Source organism: Streptomyces sp. NPDC039465 (assembly GCF_055639315.1).
The window spans coordinates 541,411-566,685 of record NZ_JBVKAP010000003.1 but is presented as its reverse complement, the minus strand read 5'-3'; the positions used below and the strand labels follow the sequence as shown (position 1 = coordinate 566,685).

Here is a 25,275-nt window from a genome sequence, read left to right as displayed (position 1 = left end):
TACCGCCGCGAGCGGCCGCCGACACCGGACAAACACCCCCCTGACCGGCCCGGACGCCGGTACCGGGGCCGTGTGCCCGGAGGAACGGCCCGGTAGGCTGCTGACTTGCCCGCCTGCCCCGAAAGGACTTGACGTGCCGACGTCCAGCGCCAGCACCACCGACGCCAAAACCACCGGTAACTCCACCGGTGGCGTCCAGTCCCTCGAGCGTGCCTTCGACCTCCTGGAACGGATGGCCGACGCCGGGGGCGAGGTCGGGCTCAGTGAGCTCTCCGCCAGCAGCGGACTCCCGCTGCCCACCATCCACCGGCTGATGCGCACGCTGGTGGCCTGCGGCTACGTACGCCAGCAGTCCAACCGCCGCTACGCCCTGGGCCCCCGGCTGATCCGGCTCGGCGAATCCGCCTCGCGGCTGCTCGGCACGTGGGCCCGCCCCTATCTCGCCCGCCTCGTCGAGGAGACCGGCGAGACCGCGAACATGGCGCTGCTCGACGGCGACGAGATCGTCTACGTCGCCCAGGTGCCGTCCAAGCACTCCATGCGGATGTTCACCGAGGTCGGCCGGCGCGTGCTGCCGCACTCCACCGGCGTGGGCAAGGCGCTCCTCGCGCACACCCCGGCCGAGGAGGTGCGGGCGCTGCTCGCCCGTACCGGCATGCCCGCCGCCACGGAGAAGACGATCACGACGCCCGACGGCTTCCTCGCCGCTCTGGAGCAGGTCCGCAGGACCGGCTACGCGGTGGACGACAACGAGCAGGAGATCGGGGTCCGCTGCCTGGCGGTGCCGGTGCCCGACTCCCCCACCGCGGCGGCCATCTCGATCTCCGGGCCGGCGGGCCGGGTGACGGAGGCGGCGACGGAGAAGATCGTCCCGATCCTTCAGGAGGTCGCGCGCGAGCTGTCGACGGCGCTGGTGAACACCGCGGGCAACCAGGCCTGAGAACAAGTGGGTAGGGAAGGGCCCCCGGCCATGCCGGGGGCCCTTTCGCCATGTCCGTCGCGGGCGTGGCCGGGGGGCCTCAGCGCCGGGCGGCCGGTGCGGACAGCCGGCCGTCCTGGACACTCACCGTCCGGTCCATCCGCTCCAGGTGTGCACGGTCATGTGTCACCAGGACCGTGGCCGTCCCCCGCTCCTGGGTGAGCGCCACCAGCAGGTCGAGCACGGCGGCCCCCCGCTCGTGGTCCAGGGCGCTCGTCGGCTCGTCGACGAGCAGCACCGCCGGGTCGTTCATCAGCGCCCGCGCGATGTTGACGCGCTGACGCTGCCCTCCGGAGAGCTGGTGCGGGCGGCGGGCCGCCAGGTCGGCGAGGCCGACCGCGTCGAGGAGGGCGAGGGCCCGTTCCCGTCCCGCCTTCGTCCGGCGGCCGGAGAGATGGGCCATCACCTCCAGCTGCTCGGCGGCGGTCAGCGAGGGCAGCAGATTGGGCTGCTGGAAGACGATCCCGATGCGTTCGCGGCGCAGCGCGGCCTTGCCGGCCGGGTCGAGGCCCGCCGTGTCCGTACCGTCCACGACCACCCGGCCGCGGTCCGGGGTCACCAGCGTCGCCGCGACCGCCAGCAGGCTCGACTTCCCGGAGCCGGACGGGCCGACGACGGCGGTGAGGGTGCCGGCCGGGACGTGGAGGGAGACGGAGTCGAGGGCGGTCAGCCGCCCGTCGCCGTCGGGGTAGGTGAGGGTCACGTCGTCGAGGTGCAGTGTCACCGTGCGCTCCCGAGTGCGGTCAGCGGGTCGACGGCGGTGATCCGCCGGATGGACAGGGCCGCGCCCAGTACGCCGAGGACGATCATCACGGCGGCCGGGCCGAGCACGGTCAGCGGTTCGAGGACGAAGGGCACGTCCCCGCCGCTGACCACCGCGCCGATGCCGACAGCCAGGGCCGTCCCGAGCAGTGTGCCCGCCGCGAGCATCAGCACCGCCTGCCCGAGCGCGTCCTTGAGGAGGTACGGGGTGGAGGCGCCGAGCGCCTTCAGCACGGCCACGTCCGCGCTGCGCTGGATCGTCCACACGGTGAAGAAGGCCCCTATCACCAGCGCGGAGATGACGAAGAGGAAGCCGCGCATCAGCTGCAGGGAGCCGTTCTCGGCCTGGTAGGACCCTATGGCGGTGAGGGCCTCGTCGACGGTCCGCGTCGTGGTGCCGGCGGCCCGGTCACCGGCCTCGAGGTCGGCGCCGTCCGCGCCGTCCGCGAGCCTGAGCGCGATGACGGTGGCCTGTTCCTGGGGGGTCGTACCGCTGTGCCCGAGGCGCTGCCAGTCGTCGAGGGAGGTCCAGACGACCGGGGTGTGACTGTACGAGGCGTCTCCGGCGACCGCCGAGACCGTCGCCTCCAGCGGGCCGAGCCGTACGGCGTCCCCGACCCCGGCCCCCAGTTCCCGCGCGGCCGACTCGGAGAGCACGGCCTTGCCGGGGCCGAGCTTCGCGCTGTCGGGGGCGATCCGCGCCGACGGCTCGGTGCCGAAGGCGGAGACCGCCGCCGTGCGGTCCCCGGCGGAGGCGTTCAGCGTACGGATGCCGATCGGCGCGGCGGCCCGCACGCCCGGCTGTCCGGCCCAGCTCCGCCACGCGTCCTCGGTGACCGAGGAGTTGGTGAACGACACCGACTGGCCGGAGGGCGGCGCCGCGAAGGCGAGACGGTCGGCGGGCAGTCCGGTGATCGCCGAGATGTTCTCCCGCGCGAGCCCGGCCGTCAGCCCGGACAGCAGCCCGACGAGCAGGGTGATCAGCACGATCACCGTCCCCATCAGGGTGAACCGCCCTTTGGCGAATCTCAGATCTCTCCATGCCACGAACATGGTGACCAGACTCCTGTGCCTGGACGGGTGGCGGCATCGCGCCACGGATGGCTCCGCAATCAAACTTTCGGTTGAGTCCGGATTGTCGGCTCCGGCCTACCCTGGACGGACCATGGATCCCCGCACCCTCACCCCTGCCCTGCGCGCGCTGCGCCTGTGTCTGCATCTACTGATGGCGGGGCTGCTGGCGCTGGCGGTGGTACGGGCGTGGGGCGGCGGCGCTCCGCACGCCGGGGCGGCCTCGGCGGTGGCGGCGGTGACCGGCGCGGTGTACGCGGCCGGATCGCTCCTGCCGGCCGTGCGCCTGAGGCGGCGGGCGGGCGGCCTCTGGCTCGCGGCGCTCGGGATGTCCTGGCTGGCGCTGCTCTGGCTGACGCCGGACGCCCTGTGGGTGGCCTTCCCGCTGTACTTCCTCCAGCTGCATCTGCTGCCCGCCCGCTGGTCACTGCCGGCCGTCGCCGTCACCGCGGCCGCCGCGATCGGTTCGTACATGGGGCACGGCCGGCCGCTGAACCCCGGGGCCTTCATCGGTCCGCTGCTGGGCGCGGCGGTCGCGGTCGCGACCGTCCTCGGCTATCAGGCGCTGTACCGGGAGAGCGAGCGGCGGCGCCAGCTCATCGAGGAGCTGATCGCGACCCGGGCCGAGCTGGCCGCCGCCGAACGGCACGCGGGCACGCTCGCGGAGCGGGAGCGGCTCGCCCGGGAGATCCACGACACCCTGGCGCAGGGGCTTTCGTCCATCCAGCTGCTGCTGCGGGCCGCCGAGCGGGCGCTGCCGGAGGCTTCTCCCGCGGCGGCCCACATCGGCCGGGCCCGGCAGGCCGCGCAGGACAATCTCGCCGAGGCGCGGCGCTTCGTACGGGCCCTGTCGCCGCCGGACCTGGAGCACGGCTCGCTGGCCGGGGCGCTTGAGCGGCTGTGCGAGCCGGGCCCGGGGCCGCGGGTGCGTTTCTCGCTCAGCGGCACTCCGGTGGAGCTGCCGACGCCGTACGAGGTGGCGCTGCTGCGGATCGCCCAGTCCGCGCTGGCGAACACGGTCCGGCACGCGGGCGCCTCGCGCGCCGAGATCACACTGACCTTCATGGACGCGTCGGTGACGCTGGACGTGGTGGACGACGGCAGGGGGTTTTGGCCGGAGGCGGTCGTCGCCTCGTCGGACGCCGGGTTCGGGCTGCCCGCGATGCGCTCGCGTGCCCAGTCGCTGGGCGGCACGTTCACCGTCGAGTCGGCGCCCGGCCAGGGCACGGCCGTCGCCGTCACCCTGCCGTTGCCGTTGACACTGCCATTGCACACTGCTGTTTCCGGCCCCCGCGGGGACGGCGCCGGCGCGCACCCGGAGGCCTCCTGATGACCGTCCGCCTTCTGCTCGCCGACGACCATCCGGTGGTACGGGCCGGTCTGCGGGCGGTCCTGGACACCGAACCGGACTTCACGGTGGTCGCGGAGGCGGCCACGGCCGAGCGGGCGGTGGAGCTGGCCGCCGGCGGCGGTGTCGACGTCGTCCTGATGGACCTGCAGTTCGGGGCGGGGATGCACGGCTCGGAGGCGACGGCCGCCATCACGGCGCGGGCGGGCGGGCCACGGGTGCTGGTGCTGACGACGTACGACTCGGACGCGGACATCCTGGCTGCGGTCGAGGCCGGGGCGAGCGGCTATCTCCTCAAGGACGCTCCGCCGGAAGAGCTGGCGGCGGCGGTCCGTACCGCGGCGGCCGGCCAGTCGGCGCTGGCCCCGGCGGTGGCGCACCGGCTGATGGACCGGATGCGGACGCCCGCGGAGGCGCTGACGAAGCGGGAGCTGGAGGTGCTCCAGCTGGTGGGCGAGGGGCTGTCGAACCAGCAGATCAGCAAGCGGCTGTTCCTGAGCCAGGCGACGGTGAAGTCCCATCTGGTGCACATCTTCGCCAAGTTGGGCGTGGACTCGCGTACGGCCGCGGTGGCGGCGGCGACGGCCCGGCGGCTGATCAGGCGGTAGGGAGCTGGGTCCCGTCGTCGGGTCGGCGCGGGGGCTCGCCGAAGAGTTCGACGGCGTGGCGGACCTCCGTCAGCCCGTCGCGCAGCGCGCTGACCGAGCCGATCGACCCGACGATGAGCAGTAAGGAGCGGCGCATCCGGCGCACTTCGGGCACTCCGCCGAGCGCCATCGCGGCGAGTGCGGCGAGCTCGTCCTCGGCGATGCCACGGTCGGCGAACTCGGCGTGGTGACCGGCCAGTTCACGGCGGAGCCGGGAGACCGCAGCGCTCAGCTCCGCCACTCTCGGGTCTTCGTCGCTGCCCGTCACACGCCTCTGCCCCATGCTCCGCAACACGGCTCTCTCCCCTCGCACATCGTTGTGCGCGGGCAAGTTAACGCCACGGCGCGCGGTGGGCGCCACTCCGTGGACAGAAACCGGACGGATTTGCGGGCGTGCGGTATGCAGTCACCCATGACACCGACATCTGACACCGTCCAGCCTGATGTGACGTCCGACATGACACAGCCCGGCGGCGCCCGGCCCGTGGTCGGGCTTCTACTGGCGGCCGGTGGGGGGCGGCGGCTCGGCGGTCGTCCGAAGGCGCTGCTCCAGCATCGCGGGCGCCCACTCGTGGAACACGCGGTGCGTGTGTTGCGCGAGGGCGGCTGCGAGGTGGTCCATGTGGTCCTGGGGGCTTCCGCCGATCTCGTACGGGAGCGGGCCTCGCTCACCGGCTGCGTCCTGGTGGACAACCCCCGCTGGGAGGAGGGCATGGGCTCGTCACTGCGGGCGGGGCTCGCGTCACTCGCGGGGACAGGGGCGGGCGCCGCGCTGGTGAGCCTGGTGGACCAGCCGGGCATCGGCGCCGAGGCGGTGGCGCGGGTGCGGGCCGCGTACCGCTCGCCGGGCTCGCTGGCGGCGGCCTCGTACGACGGCGAGCGCGGCCATCCGGTGCTGTTCGGCGCGGACCGGTGGGCGGAGATCGTCGCGGGCGCGGTTGGCGACCAGGGCGCGCGGGACTATCTGGCGGCCCACCGGGATGCGATCACGCTGGTCGACTGTTCGGATGTGGCCGAGCCCTTCGACATCGACCGCCCCGAAGACCTGGCGCGGCTGGACGGGATGGAGCACCTTGAGTGAACGAGGTGGCACTCAGAGCCAGGTTTTGTCGACCCGAAGAATCTCGACATCAACAAACCATTGAACTTCCACCATGAGGAAACTAGTATCCACTGTTCAGAAGCGCCCGATGCCTCAGACGGCGCTCGCGGCCGTATCTCGGCGCCCGCGGCACTGCGTGCCGTCTGACGACGCTCGGCGGCCGCGGAGCACGACCCAGCACCGCCCGTGAAGTCCGCTGAAGGAAGTGACAGTTCATGTCCGCACCAGCGCCGTCCCCGTTGGCCGTCGTCGATGCAGAGCCGCTCCCCCGCCAGGAGGAAGTGCTCACCGACGAGGCCCTGGCCTTCGTGGCCGAGCTGCACCGGCGGTTCACCCCGCGCCGGGACGAGCTGCTCGCCCGCCGGGCCGAGCGCCGCGCCGAGATCGCCCGCACCTCCACGCTCGACTTCCTCCCGGAGACCGCACAGCTCCGCGAGGACGACAGCTGGAAGGTCGCGCCGGCCCCGGCGGCCCTGAACGACCGCCGGGTCGAGATCACCGGCCCGACCGACCGCAAGATGACCATCAACGCCCTGAACTCGGGCGCCAAGGTCTGGCTCGCCGACTTCGAGGACGCCTCCGCCCCCACCTGGGAGAACGTCGTCCTCGGCCAGCTCAACCTGATCGACGCCTACGAGCGGAAGATCGACTTCACGGACGCCCGCACCGGCAAGTCGTACGCCCTGAAGCCGGCCGAGGAGCTCGCCACGGTCGTGATGCGCCCGCGCGGCTGGCACCTCGAAGAGCGCCACCTGCGCTTCGACGGCCGCCCGGTCCCCGGCGCGCTGGTCGACTTCGGCCTCTACTTCTTCCACAACGCCCAGCGCCTGATCGACCTGGGCAAGGGCCCGTACTTCTACCTCCCGAAGACGGAGTCGCACCTGGAGGCGCGCCTCTGGAACGACATCTTCGTCTTCGCGCAGGACTACGTCGGCATCCCGCAGGGCACCGTCCGCGCGACCGTCCTGATCGAGACGATCACGGCCGCGTACGAGATGGAAGAGATCCTCTTCGAGCTGAAGGACCACGCCGCGGGCCTCAACGCCGGCCGCTGGGACTACCTCTTCTCGATCGTCAAGAACTTCCGTGACGGCGGCGCCAAGTTCGTCCTCCCGGACCGCAACGCGGTGACGATGACGGCCCCGTTCATGCGCGCGTACACCGAACTCCTCGTCCGTACGTGCCACAAGCGCGGCGCGCACGCGATCGGCGGCATGGCGGCCTTCATCCCGTCCCGCAAGGACGCCGAGGTCAACAAGGTCGCCTTCGAGAAGGTCAAGGCCGACAAGGACCGCGAGGCGAACGACGGCTTCGACGGCTCCTGGGTCGCCCACCCCGACCTGGTGCCGATCGCGATGGCCTCCTTCGACGCGGTCCTCGGCGACAAGCCCAACCAGAAGGACCGGCTGCGCGAGGACGTGTCCGTCGCCCCCGGTGACCTGATCGCCATCGACTCCCTCGACGCCAGGCCGACGTACGACGGCCTGCGCAACGCGGTCCAGGTCGGCATCCGCTACATCGAGGCCTGGCTCCGCGGCCTCGGCGCGGTGGCGATCTTCAACCTGATGGAGGACGCGGCCACCGCCGAGATCTCCCGCTCCCAGATCTGGCAGTGGATCAACGCGGGCGTGGTCTTCGAGAACGGCAAGCGCGCCACCCCCGAGCTGGCCCGCGAGGTCGCGGCGCAGGAGCTGGCCGCGATCCGCGAGGAGATCGGCGACGAGGCCTTCGGCCAGGGCAACTGGCAGCAGGCCCACGACCTCCTCCTGAAGGTCGCCCTCGACGAGAACTACGAGGACTTCCTCACCCTCCCGGCCTACGAACAGCTGGTCGGCTGAACGCACAGCAGCCGAGCGGTAGTTCGTCCGGCATTCTCCGCCCCCTGGCGCGCGCACAGCGCCAGGGGGCGGAGCTGTCTCTCCCCTGCGTCGCGCGACTACGCCGACCGAACGGACGGGCGGCGTGATGAAAACGAAATCTTCCGCTACCTAGCGGTAACAAGCCGGCACGTGTCAGATTCCGCCATGCCACCGGCGCCGGCGGCTGTCCCCCACCCTCGCATGCCCCCATGCATTCGCGCAGGAGCACAGCCATGCCCGGATTCCGCACCAGACGCATGTCCCGGTGGCTCGCCGCCGCTCTCGCACTCCCGCTCATCGTTTCGGCCACCTCCGCCGCCTCGGCCGCATCCGACACAGCCACACAGTCCACCGCCCTCCCCACGGCCGTCGTCACGATGGGTGACAGCTTCATCTCCGGCGAGGCCGGACGCTGGCAGGGCAACAGCCTCACCGACAGCGGCAGCCGGGACGGCACGGACCGGGCCTGGACGGGGGCGGGATACGACCCGACGCGTGTGTACGGTGACACCTCGGTCAGCGGATGCCACCGCTCGGACTCCGCGCCGGTCTCCTCACTCGCGGGGCGCGCCGACGTCATGGTCAACCTGGCCTGCTCGGGGGCGCGTACGGAGAACGTCTTCCGCGCCGCGCAGGGCGGCAGGGCCTACCGCGGGGAGGCGCCGCAGGCCGACCGGCTCGCCGCGGTCGCCGCGACGCACGACATCGAGCTGATCGCCCTCTCCGTCGGCGGCAACGACCTCGGGTTCACCGAGATCATCACGGCCTGCGCGAAGGACTACATCATCTGGTACTCGTACTGCCACGACGACCAGCAGCCCGTCGTCGACGCCAAGATCGGGCCGGCCATGGCGGGTGTCGGCAAGGCCGTCGACGAGATCCGCGCGGTGATGTCCGCCGCCGGGCAGGCCCCGTCCTCGTACCGGATCGTGCTCCAGTCCTATCCCTCGCCCCTCCCCCGCGGCGCCGAGAACCGCTACTCCGAGAGCGGCTGGGACCGGGTGAGCACCGGCGGCTGCCCCTTCTGGGACGGCGACTCCGACTGGGCGCGCGACAAGCTCGTCCCACAGCTCGCCGACCGGCTCAGGGCCGTCGCCACGGCCAAGGGGACGGCCTTCCTTGATCTGCGGGGCGCCTTCCAGGGGCGTGAGGTGTGTGCCTCGGCGAGCCGGCAGGTCACGGCCACGAGGCCCGCGTCGGCCGCGACGAGCGAGTGGGTGCGCTGGATCGACAGCGACGGGACGCAGGGCCCGGTGCAGGAGTCGATGCACCCGAACCACTTCGGCCAGCTCGCCCTGGGCCGCTGCCTCGCCCTGGCCCACGCCGCGTCCGCCACGCAGCACGCCTGCCGCAACACTCCGGGCGCGGGGACCTCGGGGATGTATCTGGCCACCTTGTCCTGACGCGGCGCGGGGCCGGGGGCGCGACTGCCATCCGGGCCCCATGCGTGGACGAGACGTCGCGATCGTGGGCGGGAGCATCGCGGGCTGTGCCGCCGCGCTCGCCGCTCACCGCGGTGGGGCCGACCGGATCACCGTGTACGAGCGCACCTCCGGGCGGCTCGCCGACCGGGGTGTGGGCCTTGCGGTGCACAACGACCGGTACGCGGAGCTGGCGGAGCACGGCTACATGGACGCGGCGATGCCGTGGGTGCAGCTGTCCGCGCGGCGCTGGTACGTGGCCGACGCGGCGGCCGGGCCGCTCGGACGGGAGATCGGCGGGCTGCCGTTCCCCTTCCGTACGTACAACTGGGGGCCGCTCTGGCGCGAGCTGCGTCGACGCATCCCGGAGGGCGTGGAGTTCCGCACCGGCTCGCTGGTGAAGGCGGTCACGCCTGCCGGGGACGGGGTGGAGGTCCACTCGCTGACGGGCAGGCAGGCGCGGTCGGACGCATACGACTTCGTCATCGGCGCGGACGGCTACCGCTCGGCGGTCCGTACGGCAGCCTGTCCCGATGTGCGGCCCCGCTACAGCGGCTATCTTGCCTGGCGGGGGGCCTACCCCGCCGACCGGCTCCCGAATGCGGAGCTGTGGCCGGTGACGGACTGCACCTATGTGGTGTTCGCCGGGGGCCATGTGATCGTGTACCGCATCCCCGACGGCGTGGGCGGGCAGCGGGTGAACTGGGTGCTCTACACCGCCCCGCCCGCCGGTCATGACGTACAGCGTCAGACACGACAGGTCACCGAGCCCCTGCGCACCCGCCTCACCCACGTCACGGACACCCTTCTGCCGCCGTTCTGGGGCGAGTTGATCAGGCTGACGGCACCCGAGGAGCTGTTCATCCAGCCGCTGTACGACTTCACGGCGCCGCGTTACGCCACCGGCCGCCTGGTCCTGCTGGGTGACGCGGCGACGGTGGCCCGGCCGCACACCGGCGCGGGCGCGGTCAAGGCGCTCCAGGACGCGTCGGCACTGGAGAGCTCCCTGCGCGACGGCGGCCTCACCGCCTACTGCCGGGAGCGGACGGCCGCCGGGCGCACGATGGTGGATCTGGGGCGCCGGCTGGGCCTCACCCTGGTGCAGGAGACCCCAAGCTGGGGGGCGATGGACCAGGCGTGCCTTGAGACGTGGTGGCAACGGGCGGACGGCGCGGGCGCGTTCGGCGGGGCGGGCCTGGGCCGGTGACTCACCGGGCCGTGATTCACCGGACCCTGATTCACCGGCCCGTGACGACGACGGTCCGCTGGGCGGAGAAGTCGCCCCAGCGTCCGTCCGGGAGTCTGGCGCGGATCTTGACGCTGTAGCGGGTGCCGGGCGGGTCCGTGACGGTGAGGGTGTAGGTGACCGGGCCGGGCGGGGGCTGCGCGCCCCAGACGATCGTGGTGGCGAACGCGCCGTTGAGGTGGAGCTGGTGCTCCTTGACCGGCGCGCCTGTCTCGGGCGGTGTCCAGGTCAGCACGATCTCGCCCGGGCGCGCGGTCGCCGTGAGCCCGGTGGGCGCGGTCGCGGGCGGGGCGCCCGGCGCGGCGGCGGTGGTGAGGTCGACGGGGTTGCTGTCGGGCGAGGAGTTCTCGGCGGCGTCCCGGGCCCGGACGGTGAAGGTGTACACCGTGCCGGGACGCAGTCCTGTGACGCGGGCGGTCGTCATGTCACCGGTGACACTGTGGACGCGGGAGTCCTCCTGGTAGATGTCGTAGGCGGTGACGCCGGTGGCGTCCGTGGACCGCGCCCAGGTCAGGGTCGCCGCGTGCCGGCCGTCCGCGGTGCCGCGCAGCACGCGGGGCGCCGACGGCGCCGTGCGGTCCTCGGGGGCGGCGGCGGGTGTGGTCACGGTGACGGCGGCGGTCTGCGGCGACCGGTTTCCGGCGGCGTCGAGGGCCCGGACGGTGAAGCTGTACGCGGTCGAGGGGGCGAGGCGCTCGATGTCGACCATCGTGCGGCCTCCGGTAAGGGTCTTGACCTTGACCCCTTTCTGGAAGACCTCGTAGGCGGTGACGCCGGTGTCGTCCGTGGCCGCCTCCCACATGACGTGCACGGAGCTTGCGCTGCCGGCCTGGACGGTGAGGCCCTGGGGCGTGGACGGCTTCTCGGTGTCCTTCACCTTGCCCGCCGAGCAGCCGCTGAGGATGAGGAGGAGCGCAGCGGCGATCGCGGTCAGGGCGGCGGGCGCCGGGGGGCGTGTCACGGTCGGGCCTCCGCTTCCCTCGGGCCTTCGGCACTTCCACGGAAATGGTCCAGACCTATAGGAGCACCAGGGTCATGCTCACATCAAGAGGTGCGGCTTGGATTCCCCCGCCGATCCGGCGTTGTCAGTGGGGTGCGCTTCACTGGATTCGTCACTCTCCGTCGATGACAACTGGGGGAATCATGACGGACCGTACGACCTTTGTGTCACTCGCCGGGCTGCGCGGGCGCGGCTGGACCGATGCGATGGTGCGGGACCTGCTCGGGGAGCCGGATGTACTGGGCCGCAGTCCGCGCGGGTGGTCGCCTGCGCCCATGAGGCTGTATCTGATGGCGCGGGTCCAGGCGGTGGAGCGGACGCCGGAGTTCCCGCGCGAACCGACCGCGTCGGGGCGGGGCTCCCCCGCCGCGCGGGTGGCGGCCGAGCGCCGCCGGGCCGCGGTGCTTGCGGCGATCCGGGCAGAGCCGATCCGGGTGCCGCGGTTGCCGGGGCCGGAGCTGGAGCGGCGGGCGGTCGGGCACCGCAGAGCGCTGGGTGACAAGGGCGGGGTGACACCGGGGGCGCTCGTGGGGTGGCAGGTGAGCTATCTGATGCACGCGCTGTCCCGGTACGAGGCGCTGCTCGACGGGTTGTTCGGGTCCACCGGGCGGGCGGAGGCGGAGCGGCTGCTGCGCCGCAGGCTGTACGAGGCGATCGCGGCGGCCTATCCGGAGCTGGCCGGGGAGTGCCGCAGACGCGCGGAGCGGGTCGAGGGGGCCGAGAGTGGTGGGGAGCGGCGATGAATCCGGGTGCGACAGGAGGTCTGTACATACATGGACACACAGATGCTTGATCTGGGACCGGTCGCACAGCAGGTGGCACGGGTGGCCGCGGCCGTCGGCGACGAACGGCTGGGAGACCCGACGCCCTGTCCCGACTACGCCGTACGGGACCTGCTGGCCCATGTCGTCGGGCTGAGCGCGGCATTCCGCGACGCCGCGCGCAAGGACTTGGGCGCCACGACGGCCAGGGACCCCGGCTCGGCCGCCCTGGTCCTCGCGGACGACTGGCAGACGGCCCTGCCACGCCGTCTCGACGAGCTGGTCGAGGCCTGGCGCGACCCGGCGGCCTGGGAGGGCGACACCCAGGCGGGGGGTGTGGATCTCCCGGCGCCGGTCGCGGGCCGGGTCGCCCTCAACGAACTCCTCGTCCACGGCTGGGACCTGGCCCGCGCCACGGGCCAGGAGTACCGGATCACGGACCAGGCGGCGCTGGAGTCCTCCCGCGTCATGCTCACCCCGGACCCGGACGACCCCGACCGCGGCGGGATCTTCGCCCCGGCGGTCCCGGTCCCTGACGACGCCCCGCTCCTGGACCGGGTGATCGGCCTCAGCGGGCGCCGCCCGGACTGGGAGCCGGGGCGATGAGCGGGAGGGGGCGGGCATCCCCCAGGGACGGACCGGATCAGCCGGACGGCGCCGGCGGCCCCGCGCTCAGGGCGCGGACGATCCGGCGGCAGGCAGCCGGGACGGGGGCCACCACCAGTGTCGCGAAGCGGGTCTGGAGCCACCGCGCCGCGTCGCCGAGCGGGCCGCCTCCGACGACAACCGTGTCGGCATCGTCCTGGACGATGCACGCCTCGACGGCCAGGGCGAGGCGTTCTCGCATCAGTTCCGGGGAGGCGGCGAGGAGTTGGGGGTCGCCGGTCGTGAGGCGCAGGCCGGTGTAGCGGTCGGTGAGGCCCAGCCGGTCGACCCGGGCGGCGATCGAGGCGGCGAGGCCGGGGGTGGTCGTCGCGATGCCGAAGCGGGCGCCCTGAGCCGCCGCCTCGGTGAGGGCGGATTCGGCGAGCCCGGCCACGGGCACGTCGGCGGCCGCCCGGAGTTCCTCGACGCCAGGGTCGCCGAACGCGCCGACCAGGATCGCCGCGCAGGAGCCCTCGGCCAGGGCGGCGAGGCCCGCCGCCACGACGTGTGGCACGGCGGCGGCCAGCGCGGGTGCGGTGACGATCATCGGGGGCCCGTACGGCACGGTCACCGGGCGGACCTCGTACGCCTCGCCGAGGGTGCGGCGGGCGATCGCCGCCATCATCTCGGTTGTCGGCAGGGAGGAGTTGGGGTTGACGAGAACGACGACCGGCCGGTCACCGCCTCCGTCGAGGTGGGGACCGGCCGCCGGGGGGCGCCGTGTGGTCAGTGGACGGCCACCGCCGCCGGGGATGGTTCGGACGGTGCCGCCGTCTCCTCGCCGTCCTCGCCACGCTTGCCGAGGTGGTTGAAGGCGAGGTTGAGGACGATCGCCACGACACAGCCGGTGCTGATGCCGGAGTCGAGGACGACCAGCAGGTCCTTGGGGAAGGCGTGGTAGAACTCCGGCGCCGCGATCGGGATCAGGCCGACGCCGACGGCGGCGGCCACGATCAGGGCGTTCTCGCCCTTCTCCAGCGCGGCGGTGGCCAGGGTCTGGATGCCGCTGGCGGCGACCGAGCCGAACAGGACGATGCCCGCGCCGCCGAGCACCGGCAGCGGCACCAGCGCGATCACGGAGGCCGCGATCGGACAGAGGCCGAGCAGGATGAGGATGCCGCCACCGGCGGCCACGACGAACCGGCTGCGCACCTTGGTCATCGCGACCAGACCGATGTTCTGGGCGAAGGCACTGCACATGAAGCCGTTGAACAGCGGGCTGACGGCGCTGCCGAGGGTGTCGGCGCGCAGTCCGCCCTCGATGATCCGCTCGTCGGCCGGGCGGTCGACGATCTTGCCGAGGGCGAGCATGTCCGCGGTCGACTCGGTCATGCAGACGAGCATCACGATGCACATGGAGATGATCGCGGCGATCTCGAACTGCGGGGCGCCGAAGTGGAAGGGGGTGGGGAAGCCGACGACACCGGCGCCCTTCATGGCGTCGAAGCTGGTCATGCCCAGCGGGATGGCGACGAGCGTGCCGACGACGAGTCCGAGCAGGATGGCGATCTGCTGGAGGAAGCCGCGCAGCAGCCGGCGCAGGGCGAGCACGACCACGAAGGTCAGGGCCGCCATGCCGATGTTCTTCATCGAACCGTAGTCCGGGGCCGCCGAGTTGCCGCCCTGGGACCAGCGGAAGGCCACGGGGAGCAGGGAGACACCGATCAGGGTGATGACCGTGCCGGTGACCACGGGCGGGAAGAAGCGGACGAGTTTGGAGAAGTACGGGGTGAGGACGAATCCAAGGACGCTGGCGACGATGATCGCGCCGAAGATGACGGCGATGCCGTCGTATCCCCGGTCCTTGCCGATGGCGACCATGGGGGTCACGCCGGCGAAGGAGACACCGTTGACGAACGGCAGCCGGGCGCCGACGCGCCAGAAGCCGAGGGTCTGGAGCAGGGTGGCTATGCCCGCGGTGAAGAGGCTCGCCCCCATCAGGAACGCGGTGTCCTTGGCACTGAGGCCCACGGCGGGCCCCACGATCATCGGCGGGGCCACCACACCCGCGTACATGGCGGCCACGTGCTGGAGGCCGCTGGTGAACATCTTCAGGGGCGGGAGCGTCTCGTCGACCGGGTGCTTCCGGCCTTCTGGCGAGTCCGCTGGGGCATCTGCAGCTTTACGAAACCTGGGCGTTGCGGCCACGGCGGTTCCTCCGGTCGGGTACACGTCGGCGGTGACGCGGGTGTCAGGGAGGTGGTGCGGAGTGGTGCATGGTGCAGGTGGGGGGTGCGGTGGTCGCACAGAGAGCCACTCGTGCCACCGGGGTACGTGGAAACGAGTCACCGTCCGGGGGGCGCCGTACCTCTTTTCGTACGGGCACCCCCCGGCGCGGCTGCCACGGACCCCGCTCGGGTCCATGGCCGCCGGTCGAGGGCCGTCCCCCTCGACCGGACTACCTTGGGGTTCAGGCCTGGGCGGTGATCCGCGCCAGACGCTGGGCCTCGGCACGCGCGTCGCGGGCGATCGCCTCTTCGTCCGCGAACAGCAGCCGGTTGCTCTCCACGATCTGCTTGCCGTTGACGAACGAGGCCGTCACCGGGGCGGCCGCGCCGAAGACGATGGCGGTGACCGGGTCGGCGATCGAGGAGTGGCCGAGGCCGTCGATCTTCCAGAGCACGAAGTCGGCGAGCTTGCCGGGCTCCAGGGAGCCGATGGAGTCGGCACGGCCGAGGACCTGTGCGCCGCCGAACGTACCGAGGCGCAGGGCCTGGCGGGCGTTGAGGGCGGCCTCGCGGTGGGCGCCGAGGCGGTTGATCAGCAGGGCGTTGCGCAGCTCGGTGTGGAGCTCGCCGGACTCGTTGGAGGCGGTGCCGTCGACGCCGAGGCCGACCGGGACACCGGCCTTGAGCATGTCGGGGACGCGGGCGATGCCCGCGGCCAGGCGCGCGTTGGAGGAGGGGCAGTGGGCGACACCGGTCTTCGTCCGGGCGAAGGCCTCGATGTCGGAGTCGTTCATGTGGACGCAGTGGGCCATCCACACGTCCTCGCCGAGGAAGCCGGTGGACTCGAAGTAGTCGGTCGGGCCCATGCCGAAGAGCTCGTGGCAGAACTTCTCCTCCTCCACGGTCTCCGAGCCGTGGGTGTGCATGCGCACCCCGAGCCGGCGGCCGAGGGCGGCGCCCTCGCGCAGCAGCTCGGTGGAGATGGAGAAGGGGGAGCAGGGGGCGACGGCGACCTGGGTCATCGCGTCGAAGGAGGCGTCGTGGTGCTTGTTGACGGTCTCCTCGGTGGCGATGAGCGCACCTTCGGTCGTCTCGACGGCGAAGTCCGGCGGCAGGCCGCCGTCCTTCTCGCTGCGGTCCATGGAGCCGCGGGCCAGGGTGAAGCGGACGCCCATGTCGCGGGCGGCACCGATGATGGCGCCGGACAGGTCGCCGGAGCCCTTCGGGAAGACGTAGTGGTGGTCCATGGCGGTGGTGACGCCGCCACGGGCCATCATCGCGAGGGAGCCCTGCGCGGCGACACGGACCATCGACTCGTCGATGCGCGACCACGTCGGGTAGAGCGCGACCAGCCAGTTGAAGAGGTTGTGGTCGGTGGCCAGACCACGCGTGATCCACTGGTAGAAGTGGTGGTGCGTGTTGATCAGACCAGGCGTGACCAGGTGGCCGGTGCCGTCGATCCGGCGGACGACGTTCTCGAGGCCCTCGGGGGCCTTGCCGGCGCCGATGGACTCGATCTTGTTGTCGGCGACGACGATGTAGCCGGAGGCGTACTCGGTGTCGTTGGCGTCTACGGTCGCGATCGCACAGTTCTCGATGACGATGCGCTGGGCTGCCGAAGGTGCTGCCATGGCGGTGCTTCCTTCATTCCTCTGGGATGGTTTGGGCACGGCAGGACCCTAGGAGGATTTGAGTGCCGGAGCCGCGTGACGGCTCCGGGTGCCGAGATGGTGGAAGAAGAGGTTGAGCGTGACCGCGACGAGTGCTCCGGCGCTGATGCCGGAGCCGAGCACGGTCTGTGCCCAGGCCGGGAAATCGGCGTAGAAGGTGGGAGCGGCGAGCGGGATGATGCCCGCTCCGAGCGCGACGGCCACCAGGATGATGTTGGAGCTGTCGTCGAGTCCGGCTTCCGAGAGTGTACGGATGCCGCTGACCGCGATCGAGCCGAAGAGGACGATACCGGCGCCGCCGAGGACGGGCATCGGGACCGTCGAGACGACCGCGCCGAGGACGGGGAAGGCGCCGAGGACGAGCAGGGCCGCGCCCGCGGCGGCGACGACGTACCGGCTGCGCACCCGGGTGAGGCTGACGACGCCGACGTTCTGGGCGAAGGCGCTGGTCGGGAACCCGCCGAAGACGGGGCCGAGGAGGGTGGCGATGCCGTCGGTGCGCAGGCCCCGGGTGATGGTCCGGCCGTCGGTGCGGCGTTCGCAGATCTCGCCGAGGGCGAGCATGCCGGCGCTGGACTCGGTCATCAGGACGAGCATGACGATGCAGAGCGAGAGGATCGCCGCGGGCTGGAACTCGGGGGCGCCGAAGGCGAAGGGGGCCGGGAGCGCCGCGGTGGGCGCCGCACGCATGGCACTGAAGTCCGCCATGCCGAACGGGATCGCGGCGAGGGTGCCGATGAACAGCCCGAGCAGCAGGGCGATCTGCTTGACGAAGCCCTTGCCGAACCGCTGGAAGAGGAGGATCACCACGAGCGTGAAGCCGGCCAGGGCCAGGTATTTCATGGCTCCGAAGTCGGCGGCTTCCTTGTTGCCGCCCTGGGCCCAGCCGACGGGCACGGGCATCAGGGTCACCCCGATGAGGGTGATCACGACGCCGGTGACGAGGGGCGGGAAGAACCGCAGGAGGCGGCCGAAGAAGGGGCCGACGGCGAGGCAGAAGACTCCGGCGACCATCACCGCCCCGTAGATGGCGGGCAGTTGGTGTCCGGGGGCGCTGATCTCGGCGATGGCGAGCATCGGCGCGATTCCGGCGGAGGAGGCGGCGTTGACGAACGGGAGCCGGTTGCCGGCGAATCCCGCGGCACCGAGGGTCTGCAGGAGTGTGGCGAGTCCGGCGATGAGCAGGCCGGCCGCGATGAGCCGGGTCGTACCGGCCGCGTCGAGGCCCACGGCCTGTCCGATGATGAGCGGAGGGGTGACCACGCCGGCGTACATGGCGGCGATGTGCTGGAGCGCGGCGGGGATGAGCCGCGAGGCAGGCAGCTTCTCGTCCACGGGGTGGACGTCCACCGGGCTCACCGGTGGGGAGGAGCACGGGCCTTCGGGTGCCGGCCCCGATGCGGGCGTTGCAGGCGTTGCCATGGATGTTCCCTCCGGTCTGGTACGTCCCCGCCCGACTGCGGGCGGGCGGGGACGTACTCAGTCCCGCGTCAGAGGTTGGTCATGTCGACCGGGATCTGCGGTTCGGCACCGTCCCGGAGGATGGTGGCCTCGATCAGACCGTAAGGACGGTCCGCCGCGAAGTAGACCTCGTTGTCGTTCTTCAGACCGAACGGCTCCAGGTCCACCAGGAAGTGGTGCTTGTTCGGGAGCGAGAAGCGGACCTCGTCGATCTCCGAACGGTGGTTGATGATGCGCGAGCCCATCTGGTACAGGGTCTGCTGCAGGGAGAGGGAGTACGTCTCCGCGAAGGCCTCCAGCATGTGCCGCTTGACCTGGGCGTACGAGCGCTCCCAGTTGGGCATGCGCTGCTCGTCGTCGGTCCAGTTGAAGCGCCAGCGGCCGGACACCTGGGTCGCGAGGATGCGGTCGTACGCCTCCTGCAGGGTGGTGTACTTGTCCTTGACGTAGCCCCAGAACTCCGAGTTGGTGGAGTTCATGACGATGAGGTCCTTGAGGCCTGAGATGACCTCCCACTTCTCGCCGTCGTAGGTGATCTGCGAGACGCGGGTCTCCTGGCCCTTGCGGACGAAGGAGTGCTTGACCTCGTCGGAGCCGATGAACTTCGAGTTGGCCTCGGAGGTCTCGATGCGCTCCCAGGCGTACTCCTCGATGCGGATGCGCGCCCGGTGGATCGGCTCCTGGCTCGTCACGAAGTGACGGGCGAGGTGGATGCCGAACTGCTCGGCGGACTCGATGCCGTACTCCTTGGCGAACGCGTACACCGTGTTCTTGGTGGTGTCGGTCGGAAGGCAGTTGGCGTTCGAACCCGAGAGGTGGACGTCCGACATGTCGCCGGAGAGGGCGACCGAGACGTTCAGGTCCTTGATGTGGTGGGTGTCGCCGTCCCGCGTGATCTTGACGACGCGGTTCTCTGCTTTGCCGTACTGGTTCTGGCCGAGAATCGTGGGCATGTCTGCTAGCTCCCTCGGTAAACGGAGTAGCCGAACGGGTTGAGCAGCAGCGGTACGTGATAGTGCTCGCCCGGCTTGACGGCGAACGTGATCGCCACCTCCGGGAAGAACGCACCGCTGTCCCTTACGCGGGGGGCGTCCTGCTGCGCCTCGGCTTGCTTCTTCGAAAAGTACGCCTCGGTCTCGAAGTCGAGGCGTACGTGGGTGGTGCCCTCCGGCAGGGCCGGCAGGTCCTTGCAGCGTCCGTCCGCGTCGGTGGCCGAGCCTCCGAGCACGTCCCACTCCGCGTCGAAGCCGCTGCGGGCCGACACAGTGATGGCCACGCCTTCGGCGGGGCGACCGATGCTCGTGTCCAGGATGTGCGTGGACACCGAGGCGGTGGTTTCCGTGCTCATGCGCTCTCTTCCTCTACGAGACGGGTCAGCCGGATGCGGTTGATCTTGCCCAGCTCGGTGCGGACGATCTCCCGTTCCTGGTCTGCCGTGTGGCCGATCCGCTCGCGGATCGCGTCCCGCATCTGCTCGCCGGTCTTGCCGGTGGCGCAGATCAGGAAGACATGACCGAACGTCTCCTGGTAGGCCAGGTTGAGTTCGAGCATTTCGGCCTTGAGCTCATCGGAGGCCCCGGCCATCCCGCTCTGCTCGCGGGAGGAGGTCGGGTCCCCTGCCTTCGGACGACCGATCGGCGGGTGGCCCGCCATCGCGTCGGCCAGATCCTCGGCGGTCAGTTCGGCCATGGCGGCGTCGCTGGCGAGGAAGAGGGCTTCGGCGGTGGCGTACGGGCGCTGGGCGAGAATCTTGCTCCCCCACGCCGAGCTGGAACACACCTCGTGGAGCGCGGCGACGGCGTCGCTCTCCGCCAGGGTGTTGAACCGGACGAGGCCCGGAGTCGAACCTGAAGTCACGGGAAGCCTCCGTGGCTGTTTTTCGCTGTGCGTCGGACGGGCTGCGGATAGCTAACGCCCTCGACAACACCACGTCAACACTTTGTTGAAAACTCGGCAACACAAAAGCCGCCGTCCCGACATCTGGACGGCGGCTCAGCGGCACTCATGATCAACTACCCTTCCTTGGCGGCGTTTTCCCTGTTCAGGTAGTTGTAGACGGTGAAACGGCTGACCCCGAGGGCGCCGGCCACCGTCTCCACGCCATGCCGTACGGAGAAGGCGCCCCGGGCCTCCAGGCTCCGGACGATCTCCTGCTTCGCCTTGCGGTCGAGACCGGCCAGCGGCTTGCCGTGGCGGCGCTCCATGGCGGCCAGGATGTGGTCCAGGGACTCCGACAGCTGCGGCAGCCGTACGGCGAGGACGTCCTCGCCCTCCCAGGCGAGCACGACATCGTCGGCCTGCGCCTGCTCGGGGCCCAGTATCTCCGCGCCCATCGCGTCGACCAGCGGTTTCACCGCGATGACCAGGGGGTGGTGGTCTCTTGACTCAGTCACTGCTCCCCCTCCCCGGCCGCTCCGCCGCCGGCCTCGCCGACCACGTTCACCTGGAGCGACACCCGGGTGGCACCCGCGCCCAGGGCCCGCCGAAGCAGCTGGTCCACGGCGGTCAGCACCGCGTCGGCGCCACCCTCCGCCGTGTTGCCGAAGGGGCCGACGTCGACCGCGTCCAGCTGGGCCGCCTGGATGACCTCGCGGGCCACCAGGGCATGGTCCGGCGCCTCGTCCAGGTCGAAGGGCTCGGTCGTGAACTCCACTCTCAATCGCACGGGCTCAACCTACTGCGCCCGCCGAGGAAATCGGAGGGGCCTCTTGACAAGAGGGCCGCCCCTTCTGCAATCTTCCGTTAAGCAGAAACAAACTTCCGCAATACGGAAGGAGCGCCGCCCCTCATGGGATACACGGACCAGCGCTTCGATGTGAACCTCTCGATCCTCTTCACGGAACTCCCGCTGCTGGAGCGCCCCGCGGCCGCCGCCGCAGCGGGCTTCGGCGCGGTCGAGCTGTGGTGGCCCTGGATCGACACCGCCACGCCCGCCCAGAGCGAGCTCGACGCCCTCAAGAAGGCGCTCGACGACGCCGGCACCCAGCTGGTGGGCCTCAACTTCTACGCCGGGCAGCTGCCCGGTCCGGACCGCGGCGCGGTCTCCGTCCCCGGTGAGGAGTCGGAGCGCTTCCGCGCCAACATCGACATCGCCGCGGACTTCGCCGCCTCGGTCGGCTGCAAGGCGCTCAACGCGCTCTACGGCAACCGGGTCGAGGGTGTCGACCCGGCCGTCCAGGACGAGCTCGCCCTGGAGAACCTGGTCCTGGCGGCCCGCGCGGCCGACCGGGTCGGGGCGATCCTCCTGATCGAGACCCTCAACAAGCCGGAGTCCCCGCTCTACCCGCTGGTGAGCGCGGAGGCCGCGATCGAGGTCGTCGACAAGGTCAACGCGGCCACCGGACTCGGCAACGCCAAGTTCCTCCTCGACATCTACCACCTGTCGATGAACGGCGAGGACGTCAGCCAGGTCATCGCGCGGTACGCCGACAAGACCGGGCACGTCCAGATCGCCGACAACCCGGGCCGCGGCGCGCCGGGCACCGGCGAGCTCCCCCTGGAGCAGCTCCTCGACGAGCTCAAGAAGGCCGGTTACGACGGCTGGGTCGGCCTGGAGTACAAGGCCCCCGACGCCGCCGCGTCCTTCGAGTGGCTCCCGGCCGAGGCCCGCGCCGCCCGCTGACTTCTTCCCGTACCACCAGTTTTTCGAGAGGCACCCTCATCATGAGCAATCTCCCCAAGGTCGCGTGGATCGGTCTCGGCATCATGGGCTCGCCCATGTCCGAGAACCTGATCAAGGCCGGCTACCCGGTCACCGGCTTCACCCTGGAGCAGGACAAGCTGGAGCGCCTGGCCGCCGCCGGCGGTACGGCCGCCAGCTCGATCGCCGAGGCCGTCAAGGACGCCGACGTGATCATCACGATGGTGCCCGCCTCCCCGCAGGTCGAGGCCATCTCCTACGGCCCCGAGGGCATCCTGGAGAACGCCAGGCAGGGCGCGCTGATCATCGACATGTCGTCGATCACGCCGCAGACCTCGATCGACCTCGCCAAGAACGCCGCCGAGAAGGGCCTGCGCGTCCTGGACGCCCCGGTCTCCGGCGGCGAGGCCGGTGCCATCGAGGCCGTCCTGTCGATCATGGTCGGTGGCGAGCAGGCGGACTTCGACACCGCCCTGCCGATCCTCGAGGCCCTCGGCAAGACCATCGTCCTGTGCGGCCCGCACGGCTCCGGCCAGACGGTGAAGGCCGCCAACCAGCTCATCGTCGCGGTGAACATCCAGGCCTGCGCCGAGGCAGTCGTCTTCCTCGAGAAGTCCGGTGTGAACCTCCAGGCCGCCCTGGACGTCCTCAACGGCGGTCTGGCCGGCTCCACGGTCCTGACCCGCAAGAAGGACAACTTCCTCAACCGGGACTTCAAGCCCGGCTTCCGTATCGACCTGCACCACAAGGACATGGGCATCGTCACCGACGCCGCCCGCAACGTCGGTGCCGCGCTGCCGGTCGGCGCCGTGGTCGCCCAGCTGGTCGCCTCCCTGCGCGCGCAGGGCGACGGCGGCCTGGACCACTCGGCCCTGCTCCGCGCTGTCGAGCGGCTCTCCGGCTCGCAGGTCTGATCCACAGATTTCCGGTCGGCGGCGGCGCTGACAACCTGTCCTGTCGCGCCCAGGCGCCGCCGCCGACCGGAACACCACACCTCATTTTCAACAAACTGTTGACGACAGGTTCGGGGCGTACTTACGCTCCTGGCACCCTCAGCAGTGCAGCTCCCGTACGGAAGGTCTCCATGTCGAAGCGCGTGCTCACGACCGAGTCCGGCGCCCCGGTCGCCGACAACCAGAACTCCGCCACCGCCGGCGTCGGTGGCCCTCTCCTGCTGCAGGACCAGCACCTGCTGGAGAAGCTGGCCCGCTTCAACCGGGAGCGCATCCCGGAGCGCGTCGTGCACGCCCGCGGTTCCGGTGCGTACGGCTTCTTCGAGGTGACCGACGACGTCACCGGCTTCACCAAGGCGAACTTCCTGAACGAGATCGGCAAGAAGACCGAGCTCTTCATCCGCTTCTCCACCGTGGCCGACTCGCTCGGCGGCGCGGACGCCGTCCGTGACCCGCGCGGCTTCGCGGTGAAGTTCTACACCGAAGAGGGCAACTACGACCTCGTCGGCAACAACACCCCGGTGTTCTTCATCAAGGACCCGATCAAGTTCCCCGACTTCATCCACTCCCAGAAGCGCGACCCGTTCACGGGCAAGCAGGAGCCGGACAACGTCTGGGACTTCTGGGCGCACGCCCCCGAGGCCACCCACCAGGTGACCTGGCTGATGGGTGACCGCGGCATCCCCGCGTCGTACCGCCACATGAACGGCTACGGCTCGCACACCTACCAGTGGACCAACGAGGCGGGCGAGGCCTTCTTCGTCAAGTACCACTTCAAGACGAACCAGGGTGTGCGCTCGCTCTCCGCCGAGCAGGCCGCCGAGCTCGTCGGCAAGGACGCCAACAGCCACCAGACCGACCTGCTGCAGGCCATCGAGCGCGGTGTGAACCCCTCCTGGACCCTGTACGTGCAGATCATGCCGGCGGCCGAGGCGGCTTCGTACCGCTTCAACCCGTTCGACCTCACCAAGGTGTGGCCGCACGCCGACTACCCGCTGCAGCGCGTGGGCCGGCTGGTCCTCGACCGCAACCCGGACAACGTCTTCGCCGAGGTCGAGCAGGCCGCGTTCTCCCCGAACAACTTCGTGCCGGGCATCGGTCCGTCGCCGGACAAGATGCTCCAGGGCCGTCTGTTCGCGTACGCCGACGCGCACCGCTACCGCCTCGGTGTGAACCACACCCAGCTGCCGGTGAACGCCCCCAAGGCGACGGTGGCCGACAACTACGGCCGCGACGGCTTCATGGCCACCCGCCAGGGCTCGCGCCACGACAAGAACTACGAGCCCAACTCGTACGCCGGCCCGGCCCAGACGGACGCGGCCCTGTCCGCCCCGCTGGCGATCAGCGGCTACACGGGCACCCACGAGGCCCCGCTGCACGTCAAGGACGACGACTTCTTCCAGGCCGGTGAGCTCTACCGCCTGATGTCGGAGGACGAGAAGAAGCGCCTGGTGGCGAACATCGCCGGCGGCCTCTCCCAGGTCTCCCGCGAGGACGTCGTCGAGAAGAACCTGGCCCACTTCCACGCCGCCGACCCGGACTACGGCAAGCGTGTCGAGGAGGCGGTCCGCGCCCTGCGCGAGGACTGATCGCTCCATGGACCGCGTACGGATCCTGACGGGAGGTCACGATCCGTACGCAGTCCGGACCCCGGCCCGGATGAGGGGTGGCCGCGGTCCGGACGGCGTGAGGACCGCGGCGGCGTGCGAGCCAGTGCGGTGGTAAGGGCGCCGGCCCCTTCTTGACCTGAAGGAAGGGACCCCGGACGACCCGTCGCCGCTGCCGCGGTCCCAGCGACCATCCCCTGTCCGGGGATCAAGACCCCGCCCGGCGGCGCGAACGTCCTGTCGCGCCAGCCTCGCACCGTCGGGCGGCAACAACGTCACAAGCCAGAGCGCGTGGTCGGTTTACGGTCCCGACCACGCGCTCTTCCCTTTGCCCGTTTGACGATCCAGGCCCCCCTCATCACGCCACGGCCTGGGGGGTCGACACGCGGCGCCACCCCAAGCGCGCAGCGCTCGGGCGAGCGGACGTCTGCCTCATCCACACCATGCCCAGCCCGAGGGCCCCGACCGCGGCCGGGGCCCTCGTCATGAACTGCCGTCAGATGCTGTTCAGGATGGCTGTGCGCCGGTCCCGGTATTCCTCGTCGGTGATCGCGCCGGCCGCCCGTAGGCCGTCGAGGGTCGCCAGTCGCGATGCCACGTCCTGCTGCGTCGGCACTGGGGTGGCAACAGGCGCCGGCGCCTTGGCCGCGATCAGCATCCGCAGCTTGGACGACAACGCCTCACCGTGTGGTTTGGCTACCTGCTTGATGTCCGCCTTGTTGCCCGACGCGAACACAGTCAGGGTGCCGGTCGACCACTGCACCGACGAGATGGTGCGGAGAGGGAAATCCTCCAACTTACCCATGCCCACCCCTTCTGTCGTGGACCGGATGCCAGCGGTCTGCCCAACCTGCTCGGAGGTGATCCAACGGGCGTGTAGCCCCGACGCGTTGACGCCCAGCTGCTCAAGCACAAATTGGCTTCGTGCCGTGCGC

The 25,275-nt window shown here is 71.0% G+C and carries 26 protein-coding genes; 12 read left to right on the top strand and 14 right to left on the bottom strand.

Annotated features, from left to right (window positions below; genetic code table 11):
* Window positions 1-133: 133 nt before the first annotated feature.
* Entirely contained in the window at window positions 134-940 is an 807-nt protein-coding gene (locus ACZ7LT_RS13020) for an IclR family transcriptional regulator (RefSeq protein ID WP_471236066.1), read from the top strand.
* A gap of 79 nt (window positions 941-1,019) precedes the next feature.
* Here ACZ7LT_RS13020 and ACZ7LT_RS13015 read toward each other — a convergent pair whose 3' ends face one another.
* Together ACZ7LT_RS13015 and ACZ7LT_RS13010 are read right to left on the bottom strand one after the other, a co-directional pair.
* Complete coding sequence (locus tag ACZ7LT_RS13015) at window positions 1,020-1,703, bottom strand: ABC transporter ATP-binding protein (protein ID WP_471236065.1); 684 nt, start codon at window positions 1,701-1,703, stop codon at window positions 1,020-1,022.
* Window positions 1,700-2,794, bottom strand: coding sequence for an ABC transporter permease (locus tag ACZ7LT_RS13010; RefSeq protein ID WP_471236064.1), 1,095 nt, complete (start codon window positions 2,792-2,794; stop codon window positions 1,700-1,702). The genes ACZ7LT_RS13015 and ACZ7LT_RS13010 overlap by 4 nt, the downstream gene beginning before the upstream one ends.
* 112 nt (window positions 2,795-2,906) lie before the next feature.
* On the opposite strand from ACZ7LT_RS13010, the gene ACZ7LT_RS13005 reads away from it, so the two are divergent.
* Together ACZ7LT_RS13005 and ACZ7LT_RS13000 are read left to right on the top strand one after the other, a co-directional pair.
* Window positions 2,907-4,142: a sensor histidine kinase gene (locus tag ACZ7LT_RS13005; protein ID WP_471236063.1), complete on the top strand. Its 1,236-nt coding sequence runs from the start codon at window positions 2,907-2,909 to the stop codon at window positions 4,140-4,142.
* Entirely contained in the window at window positions 4,142-4,768 is a 627-nt protein-coding gene (locus tag ACZ7LT_RS13000) for a response regulator (protein WP_398680129.1), read from the top strand. Before ACZ7LT_RS13005 ends, ACZ7LT_RS13000 begins: the two co-directional genes overlap by 1 nt.
* Here ACZ7LT_RS13000 and ACZ7LT_RS12995 read toward each other — a convergent pair.
* Complete coding sequence (locus ACZ7LT_RS12995) at window positions 4,758-5,102, bottom strand: DUF5955 family protein (protein ID WP_471236062.1); 345 nt, start codon at window positions 5,100-5,102, stop codon at window positions 4,758-4,760. The genes ACZ7LT_RS13000 and ACZ7LT_RS12995 overlap by 11 nt on opposite strands.
* Before the next feature lie 162 nt (window positions 5,103-5,264).
* Here ACZ7LT_RS12995 and ACZ7LT_RS12990 point away from each other — a divergent pair, with 162 nt between their 5' ends.
* The 4 genes from ACZ7LT_RS12990 to ACZ7LT_RS12975 all read left to right on the top strand — a co-directional run bounded on the left by ACZ7LT_RS12990 (window position 5,265) and on the right by ACZ7LT_RS12975 (window position 10,396).
* Entirely contained in the window at window positions 5,265-5,888 is a 624-nt protein-coding gene (locus tag ACZ7LT_RS12990; protein WP_471236350.1) for a nucleotidyltransferase family protein, read from the top strand.
* Window positions 5,889-6,124: 236 nt separating this feature from the next.
* A complete protein-coding gene (aceB, locus tag ACZ7LT_RS12985) occupies window positions 6,125-7,747 on the top strand; it encodes a malate synthase A (protein ID WP_471236061.1) in 1,623 nt (540 codons plus the stop codon).
* A 254-nt stretch (window positions 7,748-8,001) separates the two neighbouring features.
* Window positions 8,002-9,171: a GDSL-type esterase/lipase family protein gene (locus ACZ7LT_RS12980; RefSeq protein ID WP_471236060.1), complete on the top strand. Its 1,170-nt coding sequence runs from the start codon at window positions 8,002-8,004 to the stop codon at window positions 9,169-9,171.
* 40 nt (window positions 9,172-9,211) lie between these two features.
* Window positions 9,212-10,396, top strand: coding sequence for an FAD-dependent monooxygenase (locus tag ACZ7LT_RS12975; protein WP_471236059.1), 1,185 nt, complete (start codon window positions 9,212-9,214; stop codon window positions 10,394-10,396).
* 31 nt (window positions 10,397-10,427) lie between these two features.
* Here the strand turns inward: ACZ7LT_RS12975 and ACZ7LT_RS12970 are convergent, their stop codons facing one another.
* Entirely contained in the window at window positions 10,428-11,396 is a 969-nt protein-coding gene (locus ACZ7LT_RS12970) for a fibronectin type III domain-containing protein (RefSeq protein WP_471236058.1), read from the bottom strand.
* A 164-nt stretch (window positions 11,397-11,560) separates the two neighbouring features.
* Here ACZ7LT_RS12970 and ACZ7LT_RS12965 point away from each other — a divergent pair, with 164 nt between their 5' ends.
* Both ACZ7LT_RS12965 and ACZ7LT_RS12960 read left to right on the top strand, forming a co-directional pair.
* Complete coding sequence (locus ACZ7LT_RS12965) at window positions 11,561-12,178, top strand: hypothetical protein (protein ID WP_471236057.1); 618 nt, start codon at window positions 11,561-11,563, stop codon at window positions 12,176-12,178.
* Window positions 12,179-12,208: 30 nt separating this feature from the next.
* Window positions 12,209-12,802, top strand: a complete 594-nt coding sequence (locus ACZ7LT_RS12960; RefSeq protein ID WP_471236056.1) for a TIGR03086 family metal-binding protein — start codon at window positions 12,209-12,211, stop codon at window positions 12,800-12,802.
* Between the two features lie 37 nt (window positions 12,803-12,839).
* Here ACZ7LT_RS12960 and ACZ7LT_RS12955 read toward each other — a convergent pair whose 3' ends face one another.
* The 9 genes from ACZ7LT_RS12955 to ACZ7LT_RS12915 form a co-directional block, all read right to left on the bottom strand.
* A complete protein-coding gene (locus tag ACZ7LT_RS12955) occupies window positions 12,840-13,571 on the bottom strand; it encodes an aspartate/glutamate racemase family protein (RefSeq protein ID WP_471236349.1) in 732 nt (243 codons plus the stop codon).
* Window positions 13,568-14,989 (bottom strand): nucleobase:cation symporter-2 family protein, encoded by a 1,422-nt coding sequence (locus tag ACZ7LT_RS12950; protein WP_471236055.1) that lies wholly within the window; start codon window positions 14,987-14,989, stop codon window positions 13,568-13,570. The genes ACZ7LT_RS12955 and ACZ7LT_RS12950 overlap by 4 nt, the downstream gene beginning before the upstream one ends.
* 262 nt (window positions 14,990-15,251) lie before the next feature.
* A complete protein-coding gene (locus ACZ7LT_RS12945) occupies window positions 15,252-16,640 on the bottom strand; it encodes an 8-oxoguanine deaminase (RefSeq protein WP_471236054.1) in 1,389 nt (462 codons plus the stop codon).
* Between the two features lie 48 nt (window positions 16,641-16,688).
* Window positions 16,689-18,101 (bottom strand): nucleobase:cation symporter-2 family protein, encoded by a 1,413-nt coding sequence (locus ACZ7LT_RS12940; RefSeq protein WP_471236053.1) that lies wholly within the window; start codon window positions 18,099-18,101, stop codon window positions 16,689-16,691.
* Window positions 18,102-18,169: 68 nt separating this feature from the next.
* Window positions 18,170-19,093 (bottom strand): factor-independent urate hydroxylase, encoded by a 924-nt coding sequence (gene pucL / locus ACZ7LT_RS12935; protein WP_471236052.1) that lies wholly within the window; start codon window positions 19,091-19,093, stop codon window positions 18,170-18,172.
* Window positions 19,094-19,098: 5 nt separating this feature from the next.
* Window positions 19,099-19,488 carry a hydroxyisourate hydrolase gene (gene uraH / locus ACZ7LT_RS12930; protein WP_471236051.1) on the bottom strand — a complete coding sequence of 130 codons (390 nt, stop codon included), beginning with the start codon at window positions 19,486-19,488 and terminating at the stop codon, window positions 19,099-19,101.
* On the bottom strand, window positions 19,485-19,997 hold the full coding sequence (gene uraD / locus ACZ7LT_RS12925; RefSeq protein WP_471236050.1) for a 2-oxo-4-hydroxy-4-carboxy-5-ureidoimidazoline decarboxylase: 513 nt from the start codon (window positions 19,995-19,997) through the stop codon (window positions 19,485-19,487). The genes uraH and uraD overlap by 4 nt, the downstream gene beginning before the upstream one ends.
* Window positions 19,998-20,152: 155 nt before the next feature.
* The gene (locus ACZ7LT_RS12920; protein WP_471236049.1) at window positions 20,153-20,533 is read right to left on the bottom strand and encodes a helix-turn-helix domain-containing protein; all 381 of its coding nucleotides are present in this window, start codon (window positions 20,531-20,533) and stop codon (window positions 20,153-20,155) included.
* The gene (locus ACZ7LT_RS12915) at window positions 20,530-20,805 is read right to left on the bottom strand and encodes a YkoF family thiamine-binding protein (protein WP_471236048.1); all 276 of its coding nucleotides are present in this window, start codon (window positions 20,803-20,805) and stop codon (window positions 20,530-20,532) included. Before ACZ7LT_RS12915 ends, ACZ7LT_RS12920 begins: the two co-directional genes overlap by 4 nt.
* Window positions 20,806-20,928: 123 nt before the next feature.
* Here ACZ7LT_RS12915 and ACZ7LT_RS12910 point away from each other — a divergent pair, with 123 nt between their 5' ends.
* The 3 genes from ACZ7LT_RS12910 (at window position 20,929) to ACZ7LT_RS12900 (ending at window position 24,322) form a co-directional block, all read left to right on the top strand.
* Window positions 20,929-21,762: a TIM barrel protein gene (locus ACZ7LT_RS12910; protein WP_471236047.1), complete on the top strand. Its 834-nt coding sequence runs from the start codon at window positions 20,929-20,931 to the stop codon at window positions 21,760-21,762.
* Between the two features lie 41 nt (window positions 21,763-21,803).
* Window positions 21,804-22,694 carry a 2-hydroxy-3-oxopropionate reductase gene (locus ACZ7LT_RS12905; RefSeq protein WP_471236046.1) on the top strand — a complete coding sequence of 297 codons (891 nt, stop codon included), beginning with the start codon at window positions 21,804-21,806 and terminating at the stop codon, window positions 22,692-22,694.
* Between the two features lie 170 nt (window positions 22,695-22,864).
* A complete protein-coding gene (locus ACZ7LT_RS12900; RefSeq protein ID WP_471236045.1) occupies window positions 22,865-24,322 on the top strand; it encodes a catalase in 1,458 nt (485 codons plus the stop codon).
* A 514-nt stretch (window positions 24,323-24,836) separates the two neighbouring features.
* On the opposite strand, the gene ACZ7LT_RS12895 is transcribed toward ACZ7LT_RS12900, so the two are convergent.
* Window positions 24,837-25,253 carry an SHOCT domain-containing protein gene (locus ACZ7LT_RS12895; RefSeq protein WP_471236044.1) on the bottom strand — a complete coding sequence of 139 codons (417 nt, stop codon included), beginning with the start codon at window positions 25,251-25,253 and terminating at the stop codon, window positions 24,837-24,839.
* Between the last annotated feature and the right edge of the window lie 22 nt (window positions 25,254-25,275).